This is a genomic window from Curvibacter sp. APW13 (assembly GCF_032337135.1).
Classification (GTDB): Bacteria; Pseudomonadota; Gammaproteobacteria; order Burkholderiales; family Burkholderiaceae_C; genus Allorhodoferax.
This window is the reverse complement of sequence record NZ_JAVXZZ010000003.1, coordinates 234,719-249,773: the sequence shown is the minus strand read 5'-3', so window position 1 is coordinate 249,773 and position 15,055 is coordinate 234,719. Positions and strand designations below refer to the sequence as shown.

At 66.2% G+C, this 15,055-nt stretch carries 18 protein-coding genes and 1 riboswitch; of the genes, 13 read left to right on the top strand and 5 right to left on the bottom strand.

All coding sequences use genetic code 11. The annotated features are described in order from the left end of the window. Nucleotide 1: 1 nt before the first annotated feature. The 3 genes from RQP54_RS14465 to RQP54_RS14455 are packed head-to-tail and all read right to left on the bottom strand — an operon-like array spanning nucleotide 2 to nucleotide 3,275. Nucleotides 2-661: an ABC transporter ATP-binding protein gene (locus RQP54_RS14465; RefSeq protein WP_315679090.1), complete on the bottom strand. Its 660-nt coding sequence runs from the start codon at nucleotides 659-661 to the stop codon at nucleotides 2-4. After that, the gene (locus RQP54_RS14460) at nucleotides 654-2,225 is read right to left on the bottom strand and encodes an iron ABC transporter permease (RefSeq protein ID WP_315679089.1); all 1,572 of its coding nucleotides are present in this window, start codon (nucleotides 2,223-2,225) and stop codon (nucleotides 654-656) included. Before RQP54_RS14460 ends, RQP54_RS14465 begins: the two co-directional genes overlap by 8 nt. Nucleotides 2,226-2,252: 27 nt before the next feature. Beyond that, a complete protein-coding gene (locus tag RQP54_RS14455; RefSeq protein ID WP_315679088.1) occupies nucleotides 2,253-3,275 on the bottom strand; it encodes a thiamine ABC transporter substrate binding subunit in 1,023 nt (340 codons plus the stop codon). Between the two features lie 69 nt (nucleotides 3,276-3,344). Continuing rightward, nucleotides 3,345-3,446: riboswitch (TPP riboswitch) on the bottom strand. Between the two features lie 77 nt (nucleotides 3,447-3,523). On the opposite strand from RQP54_RS14455, the gene RQP54_RS14450 reads away from it, so the two are divergent. From RQP54_RS14450 to RQP54_RS14395, 12 genes are all read left to right on the top strand, one after another. Beyond that, nucleotides 3,524-4,123, top strand: a complete 600-nt coding sequence (locus tag RQP54_RS14450; RefSeq protein ID WP_315679087.1) for an SH3 domain-containing protein — start codon at nucleotides 3,524-3,526, stop codon at nucleotides 4,121-4,123. Continuing rightward, nucleotides 4,123-5,055 carry a M48 family metallopeptidase gene (locus RQP54_RS14445; RefSeq protein WP_315679086.1) on the top strand — a complete coding sequence of 311 codons (933 nt, stop codon included), beginning with the start codon at nucleotides 4,123-4,125 and terminating at the stop codon, nucleotides 5,053-5,055. The genes RQP54_RS14450 and RQP54_RS14445 overlap by 1 nt, the downstream gene beginning before the upstream one ends. Next, nucleotides 5,052-6,101 carry a PLP-dependent cysteine synthase family protein gene (locus RQP54_RS14440; protein WP_315679085.1) on the top strand — a complete coding sequence of 350 codons (1,050 nt, stop codon included), beginning with the start codon at nucleotides 5,052-5,054 and terminating at the stop codon, nucleotides 6,099-6,101. The genes RQP54_RS14445 and RQP54_RS14440 overlap by 4 nt, the downstream gene beginning before the upstream one ends. A 79-nt stretch (nucleotides 6,102-6,180) precedes the next feature. Then, nucleotides 6,181-7,956 carry an ABC transporter transmembrane domain-containing protein gene (locus RQP54_RS14435; protein ID WP_315679084.1) on the top strand — a complete coding sequence of 592 codons (1,776 nt, stop codon included), beginning with the start codon at nucleotides 6,181-6,183 and terminating at the stop codon, nucleotides 7,954-7,956. A 104-nt stretch (nucleotides 7,957-8,060) separates the two neighbouring features. Beyond that, nucleotides 8,061-8,750 (top strand): hypothetical protein, encoded by a 690-nt coding sequence (locus RQP54_RS14430; RefSeq protein ID WP_315679083.1) that lies wholly within the window; start codon nucleotides 8,061-8,063, stop codon nucleotides 8,748-8,750. Nucleotide 8,751: 1 nt separating this feature from the next. Continuing rightward, complete coding sequence (locus RQP54_RS14425) at nucleotides 8,752-8,883, top strand: hypothetical protein (protein ID WP_315679082.1); 132 nt, start codon at nucleotides 8,752-8,754, stop codon at nucleotides 8,881-8,883. A 104-nt stretch (nucleotides 8,884-8,987) separates the two neighbouring features. Next, complete coding sequence (locus RQP54_RS14420; RefSeq protein ID WP_315679081.1) at nucleotides 8,988-9,680, top strand: hypothetical protein; 693 nt, start codon at nucleotides 8,988-8,990, stop codon at nucleotides 9,678-9,680. Between the two features lies 1 nt (nucleotide 9,681). Further along, complete coding sequence (locus RQP54_RS14415; RefSeq protein ID WP_315679080.1) at nucleotides 9,682-9,813, top strand: hypothetical protein; 132 nt, start codon at nucleotides 9,682-9,684, stop codon at nucleotides 9,811-9,813. 104 nt (nucleotides 9,814-9,917) lie between these two features. Continuing rightward, the gene (locus RQP54_RS14410) at nucleotides 9,918-10,592 is read left to right on the top strand and encodes a hypothetical protein (RefSeq protein ID WP_315679079.1); all 675 of its coding nucleotides are present in this window, start codon (nucleotides 9,918-9,920) and stop codon (nucleotides 10,590-10,592) included. A gap of 85 nt (nucleotides 10,593-10,677) precedes the next feature. Continuing rightward, nucleotides 10,678-10,878 (top strand): hypothetical protein, encoded by a 201-nt coding sequence (locus RQP54_RS14405; RefSeq protein WP_315679078.1) that lies wholly within the window; start codon nucleotides 10,678-10,680, stop codon nucleotides 10,876-10,878. A gap of 34 nt (nucleotides 10,879-10,912) precedes the next feature. Further along, the gene (locus RQP54_RS14400) at nucleotides 10,913-11,332 is read left to right on the top strand and encodes a hypothetical protein (protein ID WP_315679077.1); all 420 of its coding nucleotides are present in this window, start codon (nucleotides 10,913-10,915) and stop codon (nucleotides 11,330-11,332) included. 120 nt (nucleotides 11,333-11,452) lie between these two features. After that, entirely contained in the window at nucleotides 11,453-12,745 is a 1,293-nt protein-coding gene (locus RQP54_RS14395) for a Glu/Leu/Phe/Val dehydrogenase (protein WP_315679076.1), read from the top strand. 123 nt (nucleotides 12,746-12,868) lie between these two features. On the opposite strand, the gene RQP54_RS14390 is transcribed toward RQP54_RS14395, so the two are convergent. Together RQP54_RS14390 and RQP54_RS14385 are read right to left on the bottom strand one after the other, a co-directional pair. Beyond that, nucleotides 12,869-13,615, bottom strand: coding sequence for a transporter substrate-binding domain-containing protein (locus tag RQP54_RS14390; RefSeq protein WP_315679075.1), 747 nt, complete (start codon nucleotides 13,613-13,615; stop codon nucleotides 12,869-12,871). A gap of 132 nt (nucleotides 13,616-13,747) precedes the next feature. Then, nucleotides 13,748-14,083: a hypothetical protein gene (locus RQP54_RS14385; RefSeq protein WP_315679074.1), complete on the bottom strand. Its 336-nt coding sequence runs from the start codon at nucleotides 14,081-14,083 to the stop codon at nucleotides 13,748-13,750. 112 nt (nucleotides 14,084-14,195) lie between these two features. On the opposite strand from RQP54_RS14385, the gene RQP54_RS14380 reads away from it, so the two are divergent. Further along, nucleotides 14,196-15,053: an AraC family transcriptional regulator gene (locus RQP54_RS14380; protein WP_315679073.1), complete on the top strand. Its 858-nt coding sequence runs from the start codon at nucleotides 14,196-14,198 to the stop codon at nucleotides 15,051-15,053. Nucleotides 15,054-15,055 lie beyond the last annotated feature (2 nt).

Sequence of the window (15,055 nt, the reverse complement as noted above, 5' to 3'; positions counted from 1 at the left end):
TTCACCACAGGGGCTGCAGTACCCCTTCCACCAGGCGGTAACCCCGCTGCCCCACGGCACGGGCCTCGTCCTCATCGTGCGTGACCCACAGCGCGGCGGTGCCGTGGCGCGCAATGCGCTGCAGGAAATCGGCGCGCAACTGGTGGCGCAAGTCGGCGTCCAGCGCAGACAGCGGCTCGTCCAGTAGCAGCACACGGGGCTGTACCACCAGGGCGCGCGCCAGTGCCACCCGCTGCTGCTCGCCACCGGAGAGCTGCCAGACCCGGTGCCCGCGCGGCACCTGCAGACCAAAGGACTGCAGCATGGCCTGCGCCTGTGCACGGGCCGCCGCCTTCGGCGTTCCCTGCTCCACCAGCCCGAAGGCCACGTTGTCCCAGACGTCGAGGTGCGGAAACAGTGCAAAGTCCTGGAAGATCAGGCCCACGCCGCGGCGCTCGGGGGCCACGTCCTGCATGCTTTGCCCGTCGATACGCACTACCCCGGACTCCAGCGGCTCGATACCAGCCACGATGCGCAGCAAGGTGCTCTTGCCACTGCCCGAGGCACCCAGCAAGGCCACCGTTTCACCCTGCGCCACCGACAACGAGACCCCCTGCAACAGGGGTCGAACCTCGCCTGCGGGGCTGCGCCAGGTCTTGCAGACCGATTCCAGTTCAAGCATGTTCATTCCTCGGTTGGGGGCGACCTTCGAGCAGCCGGAAGATGCTCCACGCCAACACCAGCAAGCCCACGGCCAAGGCCTGGGCCTGTGCCAGGTTGGCGGCCCCGGGGCGTCCCAGGCGCTGGTAGATCAGGGTCGTGAGCGTCGTCCACTCGGGGCGCGAAAGAAACAGCGTGACGGCAAACTCACCCAGGGCCGTGGCCGCCGCAAACGCTGCACCCCGGCGCAGGGCTGGCAGCAACACTGGCAGGGTCACGCGCACGAAGGCACGCCACGGTGTGGCACCCAACAGCCGCGCAGCCGCCAGCCATTGGGGCGGCATGGCGTCGAGCGCATTCACCACCGACTGCGTGACAAACGGGTAGGCCACCAAGGTGTAGCCCGCCAGCAGCACCCACAGCGAGGCACTCCAGCGCGGGTACAGCACCAGCAGGCCAAAGCCCACCATCACGGACGACACCACCAGCGGCGCAAACAGGAAGGCCCGCATCCAGCGCCAACGGTGTGCGGCCAGACCGTGCAGCAAGCCCAGCACACTGCTCAACACCACCGTCGCAGCCGTAAAACGCAAGGTATTGCCCAGCGCCAGCCAGAACTCCTCGTCCGCCCACAGGCCTACCCAATCCGCTACCGAATTCATAGCTGCCAACGCAATGGATGCGAGGGGAAGAAGCACAAAAAACACAAAAACTGCATAGCTGCAAAGCACCAGCAGTGCCGCCTTACCGCCGCGTACCGGCGCACGTGCCAGCGGCTGCACCCGCAGCGGCACCGCTGCACGCGCCGCCAGCCGGGCGTAGGCAGCCGTCACCAGCACACCCCCAGCGGCCACCCACAGCGCCAGCACACTGGCCGGGCCCAATGCCAGCTCATGCGCCACCAGCGTGTAGATCTCCACTTCCAGCGTAGCGTAGCGCTGCCCGCCCAGCACCAGGGCCAGCCCCAGGCCGCTGAAGCAATACAGGAACACCAGGCAGGCCGCCGCCCACACGGCCGAGCGCACCAGCGGCCACTCCAGCCGCCAGAACACCCGCCAGGGACTCGCCCCCAGGGTGCGGGCCGCAGCCCACAGCGTGGCATTCACCGCCTGCAAGGCGCCCATGGTGGGGCGCACCACCACACACAGGTTGAAAAACAGGTTGCCGTAGAGCAGCAGCACGGCGCCGGACTCGAACGACAGCCCGGTCCAGCGTGCCAGCCAGCCGCGCGTGCCCAGCAGCGCCAGCACGCCCAGCGCTGCCACCAGCGTCGGCACCACAAAGGGCAGCATCACCAGCGAGGCCATGGCGCGCCGCCCCGGAAATTCGAGGCGCTGCAGGGTCCAGGCCAGGGGCAGCCCCAACAACACGGCCGCGCCTGCCGTCACCAGCGCCTGCGCCAGTGTCCACACCAGGCGCTGGCGCAGGTAGGCGTCCGTCCACGGTGCCAGCCAGGCATCCAGGCTCCAGCTGGTGCCCTGGGTGAGCGCCAGGGCCAGCAGCGCCAGCACCGGCGCCACCAGCACCGCCCCCAAAAAGCCCAGCACGGGCGCGGCCGCCAGCACCGGCCCTGCGGGGGCCGCCATGGGCCGGTTGCCGCGCACCACCACCGCTTACTTCAGCACCACCTTGGTCCAGCGCGCCACCCAGGCCGCACCTTTCTCGGCGATGTCCTTGTCGGAAGGCGCGGCAAAGGTCGTCGGTTCGGGCGCATGTCGCATCACGTCATCGCGGGCCACGCCCGGCTCCACCGGGTACATCCACATCACGGTCTGCATCTGCTGCTGCACCGCAGGGGAACGCAGGAAGTCGATGAACTTGCGCGCTGCCTCGCGTTCCTGGCCGCCCTGCACCAGCGCCACGCCTTCCACCTGGCGGAACACGCCACCCGGCAGGGCCAGGCTGCCGGTGGGCGGCTCGGTGGGCTTGTCCTTGGCGTAGAAGAGCTCGGCGGCCGGGCTGGTGGAATAGCTCACCACCAGCGGGCGGCTGCCGCCGTTGCGGCTGAAGTCGGTGTAGTAGGCCTCGCTCCAGCCCTTGGCCACCTTCAGGCCATTGGCGCGCATCTTGGCCCACCAGTCGAAGGCAGCCTCTTCGCCCATCTGGCCGATGGTGGCCAACAGGAAGGCGTAGCCGGGGCTGCTGGTGGCCGGGTTCTGCACCACCAGCAGGTTGGCGTAGGCGGGCTCGGCCAGCGCCGCCAGTGTGGCCGGCAACTTCACCCCCTTGGAGGCAAACCAGGCCTTGTCATAGTTCAGCGTCACATAGCCATAGTCCACCGGCACCAGGCCGGCGGGCAGGCTCGCCTGCGACTTGCGCTGTGCTTGCGCGCCCACGTCGGCGTCGATGACCCCCGCAGCCAGTGCCTTGCCTGCCAGCGCGTTGTCGATGCCGAACACCACGTCCGCGATCGGGCTGGCCTTGGTGAGGATCAGCTTGTTGAGCATTTCGCCCGCGTCACCCGCCTTGGTGACCTTGAGCTGGATGCCGGTGTCGCGTTCGAACTGGGCCACCAGCGGCTTGGGCAAGGAGTAGGAGCTGTGCGCCAGCACGCGCAGTTCGACGGCAGAGGCGGACAGGGCGGCAGACACCGCGGCGGCAGCCACGGAAACACGCAGGGAAAAACGGAAATTCACTTCGGTAACTCGCTTTCGGCAAAAAAGTGGTCGAAGCACTGATTCACCGAAAGGGCTGCAATGCACAACCCCCAAGGCTTCTCACGCTTCCTACGCTGGTATGACCCAGATCAGGTTCATGGGGTAAATCTCAGCCCGACGCCTGCGCGCCGGACACCCCCGGTGAAGCCGTCATTTTAGCCCTCTGGCGATTTGCAATCGGCATCCTGCGCCGTACACTGGCACGGCTTCCACACCCCAGACACGCCATGAAACCTCGTCTTCCCCGGACTGCCAGCGCCACCGCCCTGTGCGCAGCACTGCTGGCCACGACACCGTTGGCCCAGGCCCAGAACGAACCGCTGCAGACCAAGCAGGCCACGGCCCTGCGCGACCAGCCCTCGGCCACGGGTGCCACGCTGGCCACCCTGCCCGCCGGCACCAGCGTCACGCGCACGACCCAGCGCACCGGCCCCTGGATGCAGGTACAGACTGCCACCGGCCAGACCGGCTGGGTGCACATGTTCGACGTGTCTGCTGGCGGTGCCGCGGCCCCTGCCAGCAATGGTCTCACCGGTGCCCTGCGGGGCTTGAGCGGCTTCCTGAACCGTGGCAGCAGTGCCGGCAGCACCACCACCGCCACCTCGACGATCGGCATCCGCGGCCTGAGCAAGGAAGACATCCAGAACGCCGCCCCCAACCTGGCCGCGGTGGACAAGCTGGAGCAGATGCGGGCCGACGAAGCCCAGGCACGCCGCTACGCCAGCGAGCGCCACCTGGCCGCCCAGACCGTGGCCCTGCTGCCCACGCCCAATCCCCCCGCCGCCCCAACCAGCCCGGGTGGCTCGTTCCAGAAGGAGGGCAAATGATGCGCACCCCCACTCGCCCCTTCGCCGCGCTGACTGCCGTGGCTACCCTCGCATTGGCCCTGGCCAGTGCCCCCGCACTCGCCCAGAACGACCCCGGCAAGATGCTCGGCGGCCTGCTGCAAGGCCTCATGAAAGGCGGGCAGCAGGGCAGCAACAGCCCCACCAAGTCGATCAACGTGACCGAAATCGCGTCCTTGGCCACCCAGGCACTGCAGGACGTGGACGAGCCCAAGGAAATCCAGATCGGCCGCCACCTGGCCGCCGTGCTGCTGGGCGCCAAGCCCCTGCACCCCAACGCCAACCTGCAACGCTACGTGAACCGGCTGGGGCGCTGGATCAGCCTGCAGACGCCGCGCCCGCACCTGCCCTGGACCTTCGGCGTGCTCGACGACGAGGGCTACAACGCCTTTGCCGCACCCGGCGGGTACATCTTCGTCACCAAGGGGCTGATCGACCGCATGGTCGACGAGGCGGACCTGGCCTCGGTGCTGGCGCATGAAATGGCCCACGTCGTGGGCAAGCACCACCTCAAGGCGATGCAGAAGTCGGCCCAGAGCGGCCTGCTGACCCAGGCCCTGGCCACCCAGGTGGGCGGCGGCGTGAGCGGTGCCCTGAAGGAGCAACTGCTGCAGATGGGGCGCGAGGTCTATTCCCGCGGTCTGGACCAGAGCGACGAGTTCGAGGCAGACCGCGTGGGCGTGGTCTACGCCACCGCTGCCGGCTACGACCCCTACGGGTTGCTGGCCGTGCTGCAGCAGCTGGCCGTCACCACCGGCGACAACCCGGCCTTCGCCCTGACCTTCAGCACCCACCCGGCCACCTCGGCGCGGCTGGACCAGCTGGAAACCGCCATGGGCCAGCGCCTGGACGCCTACACCGGCCAGGCCCGCATGCCACTGGCCGAGCGCCTGGCCAAGGCGGGGGCGCGATGAGCGGCACCTGGCTGTTTGATGCCATCGCCCGCATCGAGGCCGACTACGTCCGCAGTGCCGACACCCACCTCATCCCCTTGCCGCTGCCGGCCTTCGAGCGCGCAGGCATCGACCTGTACCTTAAGGACGAATCCACCCACCCCACCGGCAGCCTCAAGCACCGGCTGGCGCGCTCGCTGTTCCTCTACGCACTGTGCAACGGCTGGCTGCACGAGGGCTCTACCGTGGTTGAAGCGTCGAGCGGCTCCACGGCGGTGAGCGAAGCCTATTTCGCCCGCCTCATCGGGCTGCCCTTCGTGGCCGTCATGACGCGCTCCACCTCGCCCGAGAAGATTGCCCAGATTGCCTTCTACGGCGGCGAATGCCACCTGGTGGACAGCCCGGCCGAGGTGTACGAAGCGGCCCGCGCACTGGCCCAGGCCCGCAACGGCCACTACATGGACCAGTTCACCTACGCCGAGCGCGCCACCGACTGGCGCGGCAACAACAACATTGCCCAGAGCATGTTCAGCCAGATGGCACGCGAGCGCCACCCCATTCCCACCTGGGTGGTCATTGCGGCGGGCACGGGCGGCACCAGCGCCACCATCGGACGTTTCATCCGCTACCAGCGCCACGCCACGCGCGTGTGCGTGCCCGACCCCGAAGGCTCGGTGTTCTACGACTACCACCGCTTAAACGACGCCACCCTCACCAGCGCCGGTTCGCGCATCGAGGGCATTGGCCGCCCGCGCGTGGAGCCCAGCTTCATCCCCAGCCTGGTGGACCGCATGGTGCAGGTGGGCAATGCCGAGTCCATTGCCGCCATGCAGGCGCTGCACACCCTGCTGGGGCGGCGCGTGGGCCCGTCCACCGGCACCAACTTCGTCGCCATGCTGCAGCTGGCCTGCGAGATGCGTGCGCAAGGGCAGCGCGGCTCCATCCTGTCGCTGCTGTGCGACTCCGGCGAACGCTACCTGCCCACCTACTACAACCCGCAGTGGGTGGAGGCCCTGGCCGGGGACCTGAGGGCGGCGCGCCAGTCCATAGCCGACATGCTGGGGTGATTCCGGTTCCGCACAGTCGCTACATATTTGATAGCTGACCACGCTTGCAAACCGCGGGCCAGACCCCATTTTGACCCCCATGACTTCTGCCACCACCTCCACGCCTCCTGCCTCCGCCCCGCCCACCGCCCTGCGCGGCCTGCTGCCCTTCCTCACGCCCTACCGCTGGCACATCGCCTTCACCCTGGTGCTGCTGCTGGCCGCGGCCGGGGCCACGCTGGTGTTTCCCGCCGCGCTGAAGGACCTGATCGACCAGGGCCTGGCCAAGGGCCCCGGTGCCGACCTGCCCAGCCACTTCATGGCCCTGTTCGCCGTGGCGGTGGCGCTGGGTATCTTTTCCGCTGCGCGCTTCTTCATGGTCAGCTGGCTGGGCGAGCGGGTCTCGGCCGACCTGCGCAACGCCGTGTACCGCCACGTGATCGCCCAAAGCCCCGAATTCTTCGAGACCACCCAGACCGGCGAGGTGCTGTCGCGCCTGAGCGCCGACACCACCCTGGTGCAGACCGTGGTGGGCTCGTCCTTCTCCATGGGGCTGCGCAACGCCGTCATGGGCCTGGGTGCGCTGGCCATGCTGGTGTGGACCAACCCCGTGGTCATGGCCCAGGTGCTGGTGGGCCTGGTGCTGGTGGTGCTGCCGGCCATGGCCTTCGGGCGGCGCGTGCGCAAGCTCTCGCGCGCCAGCCAGGACCGCATTGCCGACTCCAGTGCCATTGCCGCCGAAGTGCTCAACGCCATTCCCGTGGTGCAAAGCTACAACGCGCAGGAACGCGAAGCCAGCCGCTTCGAGGCCTCCACGCTGGCGGCCTTTCGCACCGCCGTGGGCCGCAGCAAGGCACGCGCCGTGCTGGTGGCCTTCATCATCATCGCCACCAGCGCGGCGCTGCTGTGGGGCTTGTACCTGGGCACGCAGGCCGTTGCCAGCGGGCGCATCAGCGCCGGGCACCTGGGCCAGACGGTGCTGTACATCATCATCCTGGCCGGTGCCTTTGCCGTGCTGGGCGAGGTCTATGGCGACCTGCTGCGCGCCGCCGGGGCCACCGAGCGGCTCATGGAGCTGCTGGCGCAGCGCTCGCCCATCCAGTCGCCCGCGCAACCGCGCGCACTGCCGCCCACGCAGGGCGGCAGCAGCGTGGAGCTGACCGATGTGGGCTTCCACTACCCCTCGCGCCCGTCGCAGCCTGCGCTGGCGCAGCTGAACCTGCGGGTGGACAGCGGCCAGACCGTGGCCCTGGTGGGCCCCAGCGGTGCGGGCAAGAGCACCGTGTTCCAGCTGCTGCTGCGCTACTACGACGCCCAGAGTGGGCGCATTGCCCTGGACGGCGTGCCGGTGCAGGAACTGGCGCTGCACGACCTGCGCAGCCGCATCGGCATCGTGCCGCAGGACGCCGTCATCTTCTCGGCCGACGCCATGGAGAACATCCGCTACGGCCGCCCCGAGGCCAGTGACGAGGAAGTGGTAGCCGCCGCCCGCGCCGCCTTCGCCCACGACTTCATCACCGCCCTGCCCGAGGGCTACCGCACCTTCCTGGGCGAGCGCGGCGTGCGCCTGTCCGGCGGGCAGCGCCAGCGCATCTCCATCGCCCGCGCCATTTTGAAGAACCCGCCGCTGCTGCTGCTCGACGAAGCCACCAGCGCGCTCGACGCCGAAAGCGAGCGCGTGGTGCAGGCAGCACTGGAGTCCGCCATGCGCAACCGCACCACCCTGGTCATTGCCCACCGCCTGGCCACCGTGCAGCGCGCCGACCGCATCGTGGTGCTGGACCACGGCTGCGTGGTCGAGCAAGGCACCCACGCCGAACTGCTGGCGCGCGGTGGTGTGTACGCGGGGCTGGCAGCGCTGCAGTTCGGGGCCTGAGGCTTTTCCTGTCGCTATGGATTTGGTAGCTGACTACGCAATGGATACGAGGGCTAGGTGCCCATTTGGCAGAGATAATCGGCCGGAACAAGGAATGTGAACCGATGAAACGCTGGATGCATGCATTGGGACTGTTGGCATTGGTGGGCGGGCTGTGGGGCTGCGCGGGCTCAAGTGGTGTGGCGCGGGTGGACGGTGCACCGAATGCCAGCGAACGCCAGGAGCCGGATGTGTTTCCCGGTGGTTGGCGGGATTACTGCTGGGGCCTCGGTCAAACCCGGGAAAACTTTGCCAATGTGGCAATTGCCCAGTTTGATTACTCGCTCTATGTCAGTACCCAACGTAATTGGATGTCAGATGTACCTGATGGCACTGGCCCCTCTGCCACCATGTGCGGCCTCAACGTTTACCACCCTTTGAGCGTGCGCTGGAAGCTCAAGGATGGGCGCGAGTTCATGCTGGACAAGCTTGACCTTCGCCCCATCATGCGCGAGTACCTCAAAACCCACCGCATTGAGTTGCAATGGCAGCGAGAAGGACGCAAGCGTGAACGTGGCGACTATGAAGCAACGCTCGTGCATCAGGTCAAAGACGATTCCGTGTTGATTGAGTGGGTGGTCACGATCAACAACACGCCCTACAACCAACGGTTTGCCTCTTCCGGCGCAGCAAATCGATGGACTTTCTCAGACGAACGCTACCCCGTCACAACCCTCAAAGGCACTCCCACCAGCGGCATCGAGTTCGACAAACGCTGGGAGTTTTTCCGCAACGGCCAGTGGATCAAGGAGTAAGTTGGACAAGCAGCGCGCCGACCGCATCGTGGTGCTGGACCACGGCCGCGTGGTCGAACAAGGCACCCACGCCGAGCTGCTGGCGCGCGGTGGCGTGTACGCGGGGCTGGCAGCGCTGCAGTTCTGGGCCTGAGGCTTTTCCTTTCGCTATGGAATTGGTAGCTGACTACGCAATGGATACGCGGGCCAGGGGCCCATTTTGCAGGGATAATCGGCCGCAACATGGAGTGTGAACCGATGAAACGCTGGATGCATGCATTGGGACTGTTGGCACTGGTGGGCGGGCTGTGGGGCTGTGCGGGTACCAGCGGTGTCGCGCGGGTGGACGGTATGCCGAGCGCCAGCGAACGCCAGGAACCGGATGTGTTTCCCGGTGGTTGGCGGGACTACAGTTGGGGACTTGGCCAAACCCGTGAAAACTTCGTCAATGTGGCAATAGCCCAGTTTGACTATTCACCGTACGGCAGCACTCAACGCACCTGGAAATCAGACGTTCCGGATGGCACCGGTCCTTCAGCCACCATGCTCGGCCTCACCGCCTACTGGCCCTTGAGCGTGCACTGGAAGCTCAAGGATGGGCGCGAGTTCATGCTGGACAAGCTTGACCTCCGCCCCATCATGCGCGAGTACTTCAAAACCCACCGCATTGAGTTGCAGTGGCAGAAGGAGGGGCGGCACTTCGAGAATGCCAGCGATTACGAGCCGACTTTAATACACCAAGTCAAAGACGACACCGTCCTGATCGAGTGGGTAATTACTGCAAATACCACTCCCGTGAAAGAGCGTTTTCTCCCCAGTGGCGCGGCAACCCAATGGCACCTCACCAAAGAGCGCTACCTCGTCACAACCCTCAAAGGCACCCCCACCAGCGGCATCGAGTTCGATAAACGCTGGGAGTTTTTCCGCAACAGCCAGTGGATCAAGGAGTAAGTTGGACCAGCAGCGCGCCGACCGCATCGTGGTGCTGGACCACGGCCGCGTGGTCGAACAAGGCACCCACGCCGAGCTGCTGGCGCGCGGTGGCGTGTACGCGGGGCTGGCGGCGCTGCAGTTCGGGGCGTGAGGCTTTTCCTGTCGCTATGGAATTGGGAGCTGCTTACGCAATGGATACGCGGGCCAGGGGCCAATTTGGCAGGGATAATCGGCCGCAACAAGGAGTGTGAACCGATGGAACGCTGGATGCATGCATTGGGACTGTTGGCGCTGGTGGGCGGGCTGTGGGGCTGTGCGGGTACCAGCGGTGTCGCGCGGGTGGACGGTATGCCGAGCGCCAGCGAACGCCAGGAGCCAGACGTATTCCCGGGCGGACTGAACGGATACAACTGGGGCTACGGGCAAACCTTTGAGAATTTTGCCAATGTAGAAATCGCCCAATCTGAGTACTCCCCACAGAAAGATGTGCTCTGGTGGGGTCGCGACACCCCGTCTCTCGGCACCGGGGCCACCATGGGACTGTTGACCGCCTATTGGCCTCTGCATGTGCGCTGGAAACTCAAGGACGGGCGCGAGTTCATTCTGGAAAACATCGATCTGCGCCCCATCATGCGCGAGTACTTCCGTACCCACCGCATTGAGTTGCAGTGGCAACGAGAAAAGCGAGAGCGCATGTTTGGCGACTTTGACGCCGCGACCCTGATCCACCAGGTCAAGGACGACACGGTGCTGATCGAGTGGGTGGTCACCATCAACAAGACCCCGCCCGACCAACGGATTTTGCCCAACGGCAAGGCCGCAAGGTGGGAATTTGCAGACGAACGCTTTCCCGTCACCACGCTCAAGGGACAACCCACCAGCGGCATCGACTTCACCAACCAGCGGGTACTGCTCGGCAAGCAGCCATAGCTGCGGACACTGCGCACCACATTGAATTTCCTGCCCCAACTCCCTAAAATTGTCCAGCGCGAACAACGCGGCTTTTGGAGGGCTTATGGAAGTTTCACGGTCGAAAACCAACCAGCGCACCGAGGCACTGCAGGCGCAGCGCAAGACGGAGCAGCGTGACCAGGCAGCGCGCCAGCAGCAGCAGGCCGCCGACGAGGCCCGTGCCCGCGAGCGGGCCAAGGAAAACCGGCCTGTGGTGAACACGCAGGGCCACTCCACCGGCCGCCTGCTCAACGTGACGGCCTGAGCGCCCACACCCCACCCGAGACACGGCCATGGCCATGGCCACCATAGGCGGCACCAACAGCGCAACGCTGAGCCTGCAGCAGAGCCTGATGCAGAGCCGGGCCACGCAGGCACGGCGCGAGGCCGAGTCGGCCGAGGCCTTGGCGCGCCAGCGCCGCCTGGAAGCCGAGCGCGCCGCCGAGCAAGCCCAAAGCACCGCCACCGCCCCTGCCGACGCACCGCTCAAGCCCAAGGCACCTGCGCCGCGCCTGGATGCCGACGTGTACTCCTCGCCGCGTCTGGCCAGCCAGTCGCAGGTGGACCCACCCACGCAGGAGTTCCTGGTGCGCATGTACACCGCCGCCGCCGACAAGTTTGCCGCGGCGGGCAATCCGCTCAAGAGCAACCCGAACGCCGCCGCAGCCAAGAACGCGCTGGGCCAGACCACCGGACGCATCCTCAGCATCAGCGCCTGAGGTGCCTGAGGCGCCTCCCAATGGTTATGCGCCAAACGCATAACCACCAAAAAACTTGGCCTTGGACTTCCCCCTGCACCGCGCCTACAGTGCGGCCTTCTCTCAACACAAGGAGCATGCATGTCCTCTCCGGCTTCTACCCTGGCCGTACCCTCTTACCTCAACGCCGACAACCTGGGCCCTTGGGGTATCTACCTGCAGCAAGTTGACCGCGTCATTCCCTACCTGGGCTCGCTGAGCCGCTGGGCCGACACCCTCAAGCGCCCCAAGCGCGCCCTGATCGTGGACGTGCCGATCCACCTGGACAACGGTACCGTGGCCCACTTCGAGGGCTACCGCGTGCAGCACAACACCTCGCGCGGCCCCGGCAAGGGCGGCGTGCGCTTCCACCAGGACGTAACTCTTTCCGAAGTGATGGCCCTGTCGGCCTGGATGTCTATTAAGAACGCGGCCGTGAACGTGCCCTACGGCGGTGCCAAGGGTGGCATCCGTGTCGACCCGCGCACGCTGTCCATGGGTGAGCTGGAGCGCATTACCCGCCGCTACACCAGCGAAATCGGCATCATCATCGGCCCCACCAAGGACATTCCCGCCCCCGACGTGAACACCAACGCCCAGATCATGGCGTGGATGATGGACACCTATTCGATGAACGAAGGCGCCACCGCCACCGGCGTGGTAACCGGCAAGCCCGTGGACCTGGGTGGTTCGCTGGGCCGCCAGGAAGCCACCGGCCGCGGCGTGTTCACCGTGGGCTGCGAAGCGGCCCAGCGCATCGGCATGGACGTGAGTAAGGCCCGCGTGGCCGTGCAGGGCTTCGGCAACGTGGGCGGCATCGCTGGCAAGCTGTTTGCCGAAGCCGGTGCCCGCGTGGTGGCGGTGCAGGACCATGGCGGCACCATCTTCAACGGTGCGGGCTTCGATGTTCCCGCGCTGCTCAAGCACGTGGCCGCCCATGGCTCGGTGGCCGGTTTTGCCGGTGGCGAAGTGATTGCCAACGAGAACTTCTGGGACGTGGACTGCGAGATCCTGATCCCGGCAGCGCTGGAAGGCCAGCTCACCGCTGCTCGCGCCAACCGCGTGAAGGCCAAGCTGGTGATCGAAGGTGCCAACGGCCCGACCACCCCGGAAGCGGATGACATCCTGCAGGAGCGCGGCGTGCTGGTGCTGCCCGACGTGATTGCCAACGCCGGTGGCGTAACGGTGAGCTACTTCGAGTGGGTGCAGGACTTCTCCAGCTTCTTCTGGACCGAAGAGGAAATCAACAACCGCCTGGTGCGCATCATGAAGGAAGCGTTTGCCGCCATCTGGCAGGTGGGCCAGGACAAGAAGGTGAGCCTGCGCACGGCCACCTTCATCATGGCTTGTACCCGCATCCTGCACGCCCGCGAACTGCGCGGCCTGTACCCCTGATATTCCACCGGTGCGCAATCCGCGCCGACCGGAATTGCAGGTGCTGTGCCCACAAGGCCAGCACCTTTTTTTATGCCCTGCACCGCGCGCCACCACCCGTGGACGAGGGTGCTGCCCGTGGTGCTATTTGGCCAGCTCCTGAACCAGGATCGTCTCAAGCGCGCCGGACTTTTGCATTTCGGCCAGGACCTTGTTGAACTTCTCGAGCAGTGCCGCCTGGCTGGCGCTCTTGTTGAACGCCAGGTGGGCCATGTTGGAAGCCAGCAGCGTGGGCGCGGCCTCTATACCCTGGAGCTTTTGTGCCTTGACGATGGCCGCAGCGGCTTCGGCAATGACCAGCACCGCATCGAGCCGCCCCGCCGCAAGCTTCTGCAGGTTTTGTGCGTCACTGCCCGTTTCCTCGACGTTCACCTGCCCGGCTTTTCGCAAGGCATCAAAGTCGTCGCCATAGCTCCAGCCGCGTATGACGCCCACGCTCATTCCCCGCAGATCAGCGGCGGTCTTGAATTCGAACTTCTTCTTGCTCCCCATGTAGACCGCCATCTTTTCGGCCAGTATGGGAGCGCTGTAGTCGTATTTCTTGACGCGTTCGTCGTTCTTGTAGATTCCGCCGACACCCGCCGAACCCTCGTCGATCTCGGCGATGGCGCGTTTCCAGGGCCGTGCTTGCAGCTTCAGGGCCACACCCATCCGCGCGAAGGCTTCCCGCAGTACCGCCGGATAGACCCCTTCGGGCTTGCCGTCCTTGGCGTACATGAAGGGCGGGTTGCCCTCATCCACGCTGACCACCACGTCTGCGGCCCATACACCACCGGCGGCCAAGCCGATCGCGATTCCTGCCAAACACTGCCGAATTTTCTGCATCCGCATGGTCATCTCCTGCAAAGTTGGAACGAAACAAAGGCATGGATATGCATTTGCGCAGCCACAAGACTACGCCTGCATGCGGCTGATGTCCAGTGCAGCCAGGGCAGCAGCGTCCCTCCCTGAAACAAGTGGGCGTCAAGCCGCCTTGGCTTGGCGCTTGAAGCCGTAGAAAAAGCGCGATTCGGCCAACACGTAGACCACGGGAAAGGCTTCGAAGTACAGCAGCACGCGCAGCACTTCCCAGCTCTCCAACGTGGTGGCCGTGAAGCCTTGCACCATGCGCCAGATGATCCACACCAGGTAGCCCACCAGACCGACGTAGGCCACAGCGGCCCAGATGGCCGGTGCCAGCGAGGGCGAGCGGTTGAACTCGCGCTGGCCGCGCAGCACCTGCAGGGGGATGCTCACGAGACGGTAGACCGCCAGCAGCACGCACAAGGGGGCAAGGAAGAAGGAAATGACGGTGGGCATAATCGTTCGCCGGTTATCTGAAAGGCACTGCCTTGGCAGCGCCCCCGCAGTGTCTTCAAACCCCGCCCCGGCGTATTGAACGAATACGACATGCCCTGAAGCCAAAGCCTCCATGCCCGACGCCGCCCTGCCCCGCAGCCACTTGCACTTGCCACCCCTGGCACTGTCGTCGTGCGTGCACTCCACCATCGTGCGCGACACCCGGGGCACAGTGCTGGCGCCGGCGCAGCGGCTCAACTACTTTCCGGCCTCGCCCCTGTGCGGCATCTTCTGGCTGATGGAGGGCGAGGCCGTGGTGGTGCGCCGCGATGGCGTGGAGGTGAGCGAACCCTCGCCCCGCATCACCTTTGCCGGGCCCCACACCGTGCCCATGGTGAGCGCCAACCCCGGCCCCGTGCATGCCTTCCTGCTCGGTCTGTTGCCGCAGGCAGTGCAGGCCATGACCGGGCTGGACCTGGCCACCCTGGTGAACCGCACACTGCCGCTGGAGACCGTGCTGCAGGGACCGTGGCTGGCATGGGCCGAACAAGTGCTGCACGCGGCGGACGATGCCGAACGCATCGCCTTGGTGGAGGGCTTCCTGGCCCCGCGCTGGCAGGCCTGCAGCGAGGCCACGCTGAGCCGCCCCGAACGCTACCGCCACTGGGCCGAAGCCCTGGCACGCAAGGCCCACACCTCGGGCGTGGGGCAGAGCATCCGTCAGGCCGAGCGACGCTTCAAGCAGTGGGCCGGGCTGCCGCAACGCGAACTGCGCCGCCTGAGCCGGGCCGAAGACCTGTTCTTTGCCGCCCGTGCGCCCGACAGCGAGTCCGGCCCACGCGACTGGGCCATGCTGGCGCTGGACATGGGCTATTCGGACCAGTCGCATCTGTGCCGCGAGGTACGCCGGGTCTCCGGCATGAGCCCGCAGGAGCTGGACCATGCCATCACCCACGACGAGAGCTTCTGGCTCTACCGGCTCTGGGTCTGAGT

Excerpts from the sequence above, each read along its gene's own strand:
- RQP54_RS14465 (WP_315679090.1), bottom strand. The coding sequence starts at position 661 with ATGCTTGAACTGGAATCGGTCTGCAAGACCTGGCGCAGCCCCGCAGGC.
- RQP54_RS14460 (WP_315679089.1), bottom strand. The coding sequence starts at position 2,225 with ATGGCGGCCCCCGCAGGGCCGGTGCTGGCGGCCGCGCCCGTGCTGGGC.
- RQP54_RS14450 (WP_315679087.1), top strand. The coding sequence starts at position 3,524 with ATGAAACCTCGTCTTCCCCGGACTGCCAGCGCCACCGCCCTGTGCGCA.
- RQP54_RS14445 (WP_315679086.1), top strand. The coding sequence starts at position 4,123 with ATGCGCACCCCCACTCGCCCCTTCGCCGCGCTGACTGCCGTGGCTACC.
- RQP54_RS14440 (WP_315679085.1), top strand. The coding sequence starts at position 5,052 with ATGAGCGGCACCTGGCTGTTTGATGCCATCGCCCGCATCGAGGCCGAC.
- RQP54_RS14435 (WP_315679084.1), top strand. The coding sequence starts at position 6,181 with ATGACTTCTGCCACCACCTCCACGCCTCCTGCCTCCGCCCCGCCCACC.
- RQP54_RS14430 (WP_315679083.1), top strand. The coding sequence starts at position 8,061 with ATGAAACGCTGGATGCATGCATTGGGACTGTTGGCATTGGTGGGCGGG.
- RQP54_RS14420 (WP_315679081.1), top strand. The coding sequence starts at position 8,988 with ATGAAACGCTGGATGCATGCATTGGGACTGTTGGCACTGGTGGGCGGG.
- RQP54_RS14410 (WP_315679079.1), top strand. The coding sequence starts at position 9,918 with ATGGAACGCTGGATGCATGCATTGGGACTGTTGGCGCTGGTGGGCGGG.
- RQP54_RS14405 (WP_315679078.1), top strand. The coding sequence starts at position 10,678 with ATGGAAGTTTCACGGTCGAAAACCAACCAGCGCACCGAGGCACTGCAG.
- RQP54_RS14400 (WP_315679077.1), top strand. The coding sequence starts at position 10,913 with ATGGCCACCATAGGCGGCACCAACAGCGCAACGCTGAGCCTGCAGCAG.
- RQP54_RS14395 (WP_315679076.1), top strand. The coding sequence starts at position 11,453 with ATGTCCTCTCCGGCTTCTACCCTGGCCGTACCCTCTTACCTCAACGCC.
- RQP54_RS14390 (WP_315679075.1), bottom strand. The coding sequence starts at position 13,615 with ATGCGGATGCAGAAAATTCGGCAGTGTTTGGCAGGAATCGCGATCGGC.
- RQP54_RS14385 (WP_315679074.1), bottom strand. The coding sequence starts at position 14,083 with ATGCCCACCGTCATTTCCTTCTTCCTTGCCCCCTTGTGCGTGCTGCTG.
- RQP54_RS14380 (WP_315679073.1), top strand. The coding sequence starts at position 14,196 with ATGCCCGACGCCGCCCTGCCCCGCAGCCACTTGCACTTGCCACCCCTG.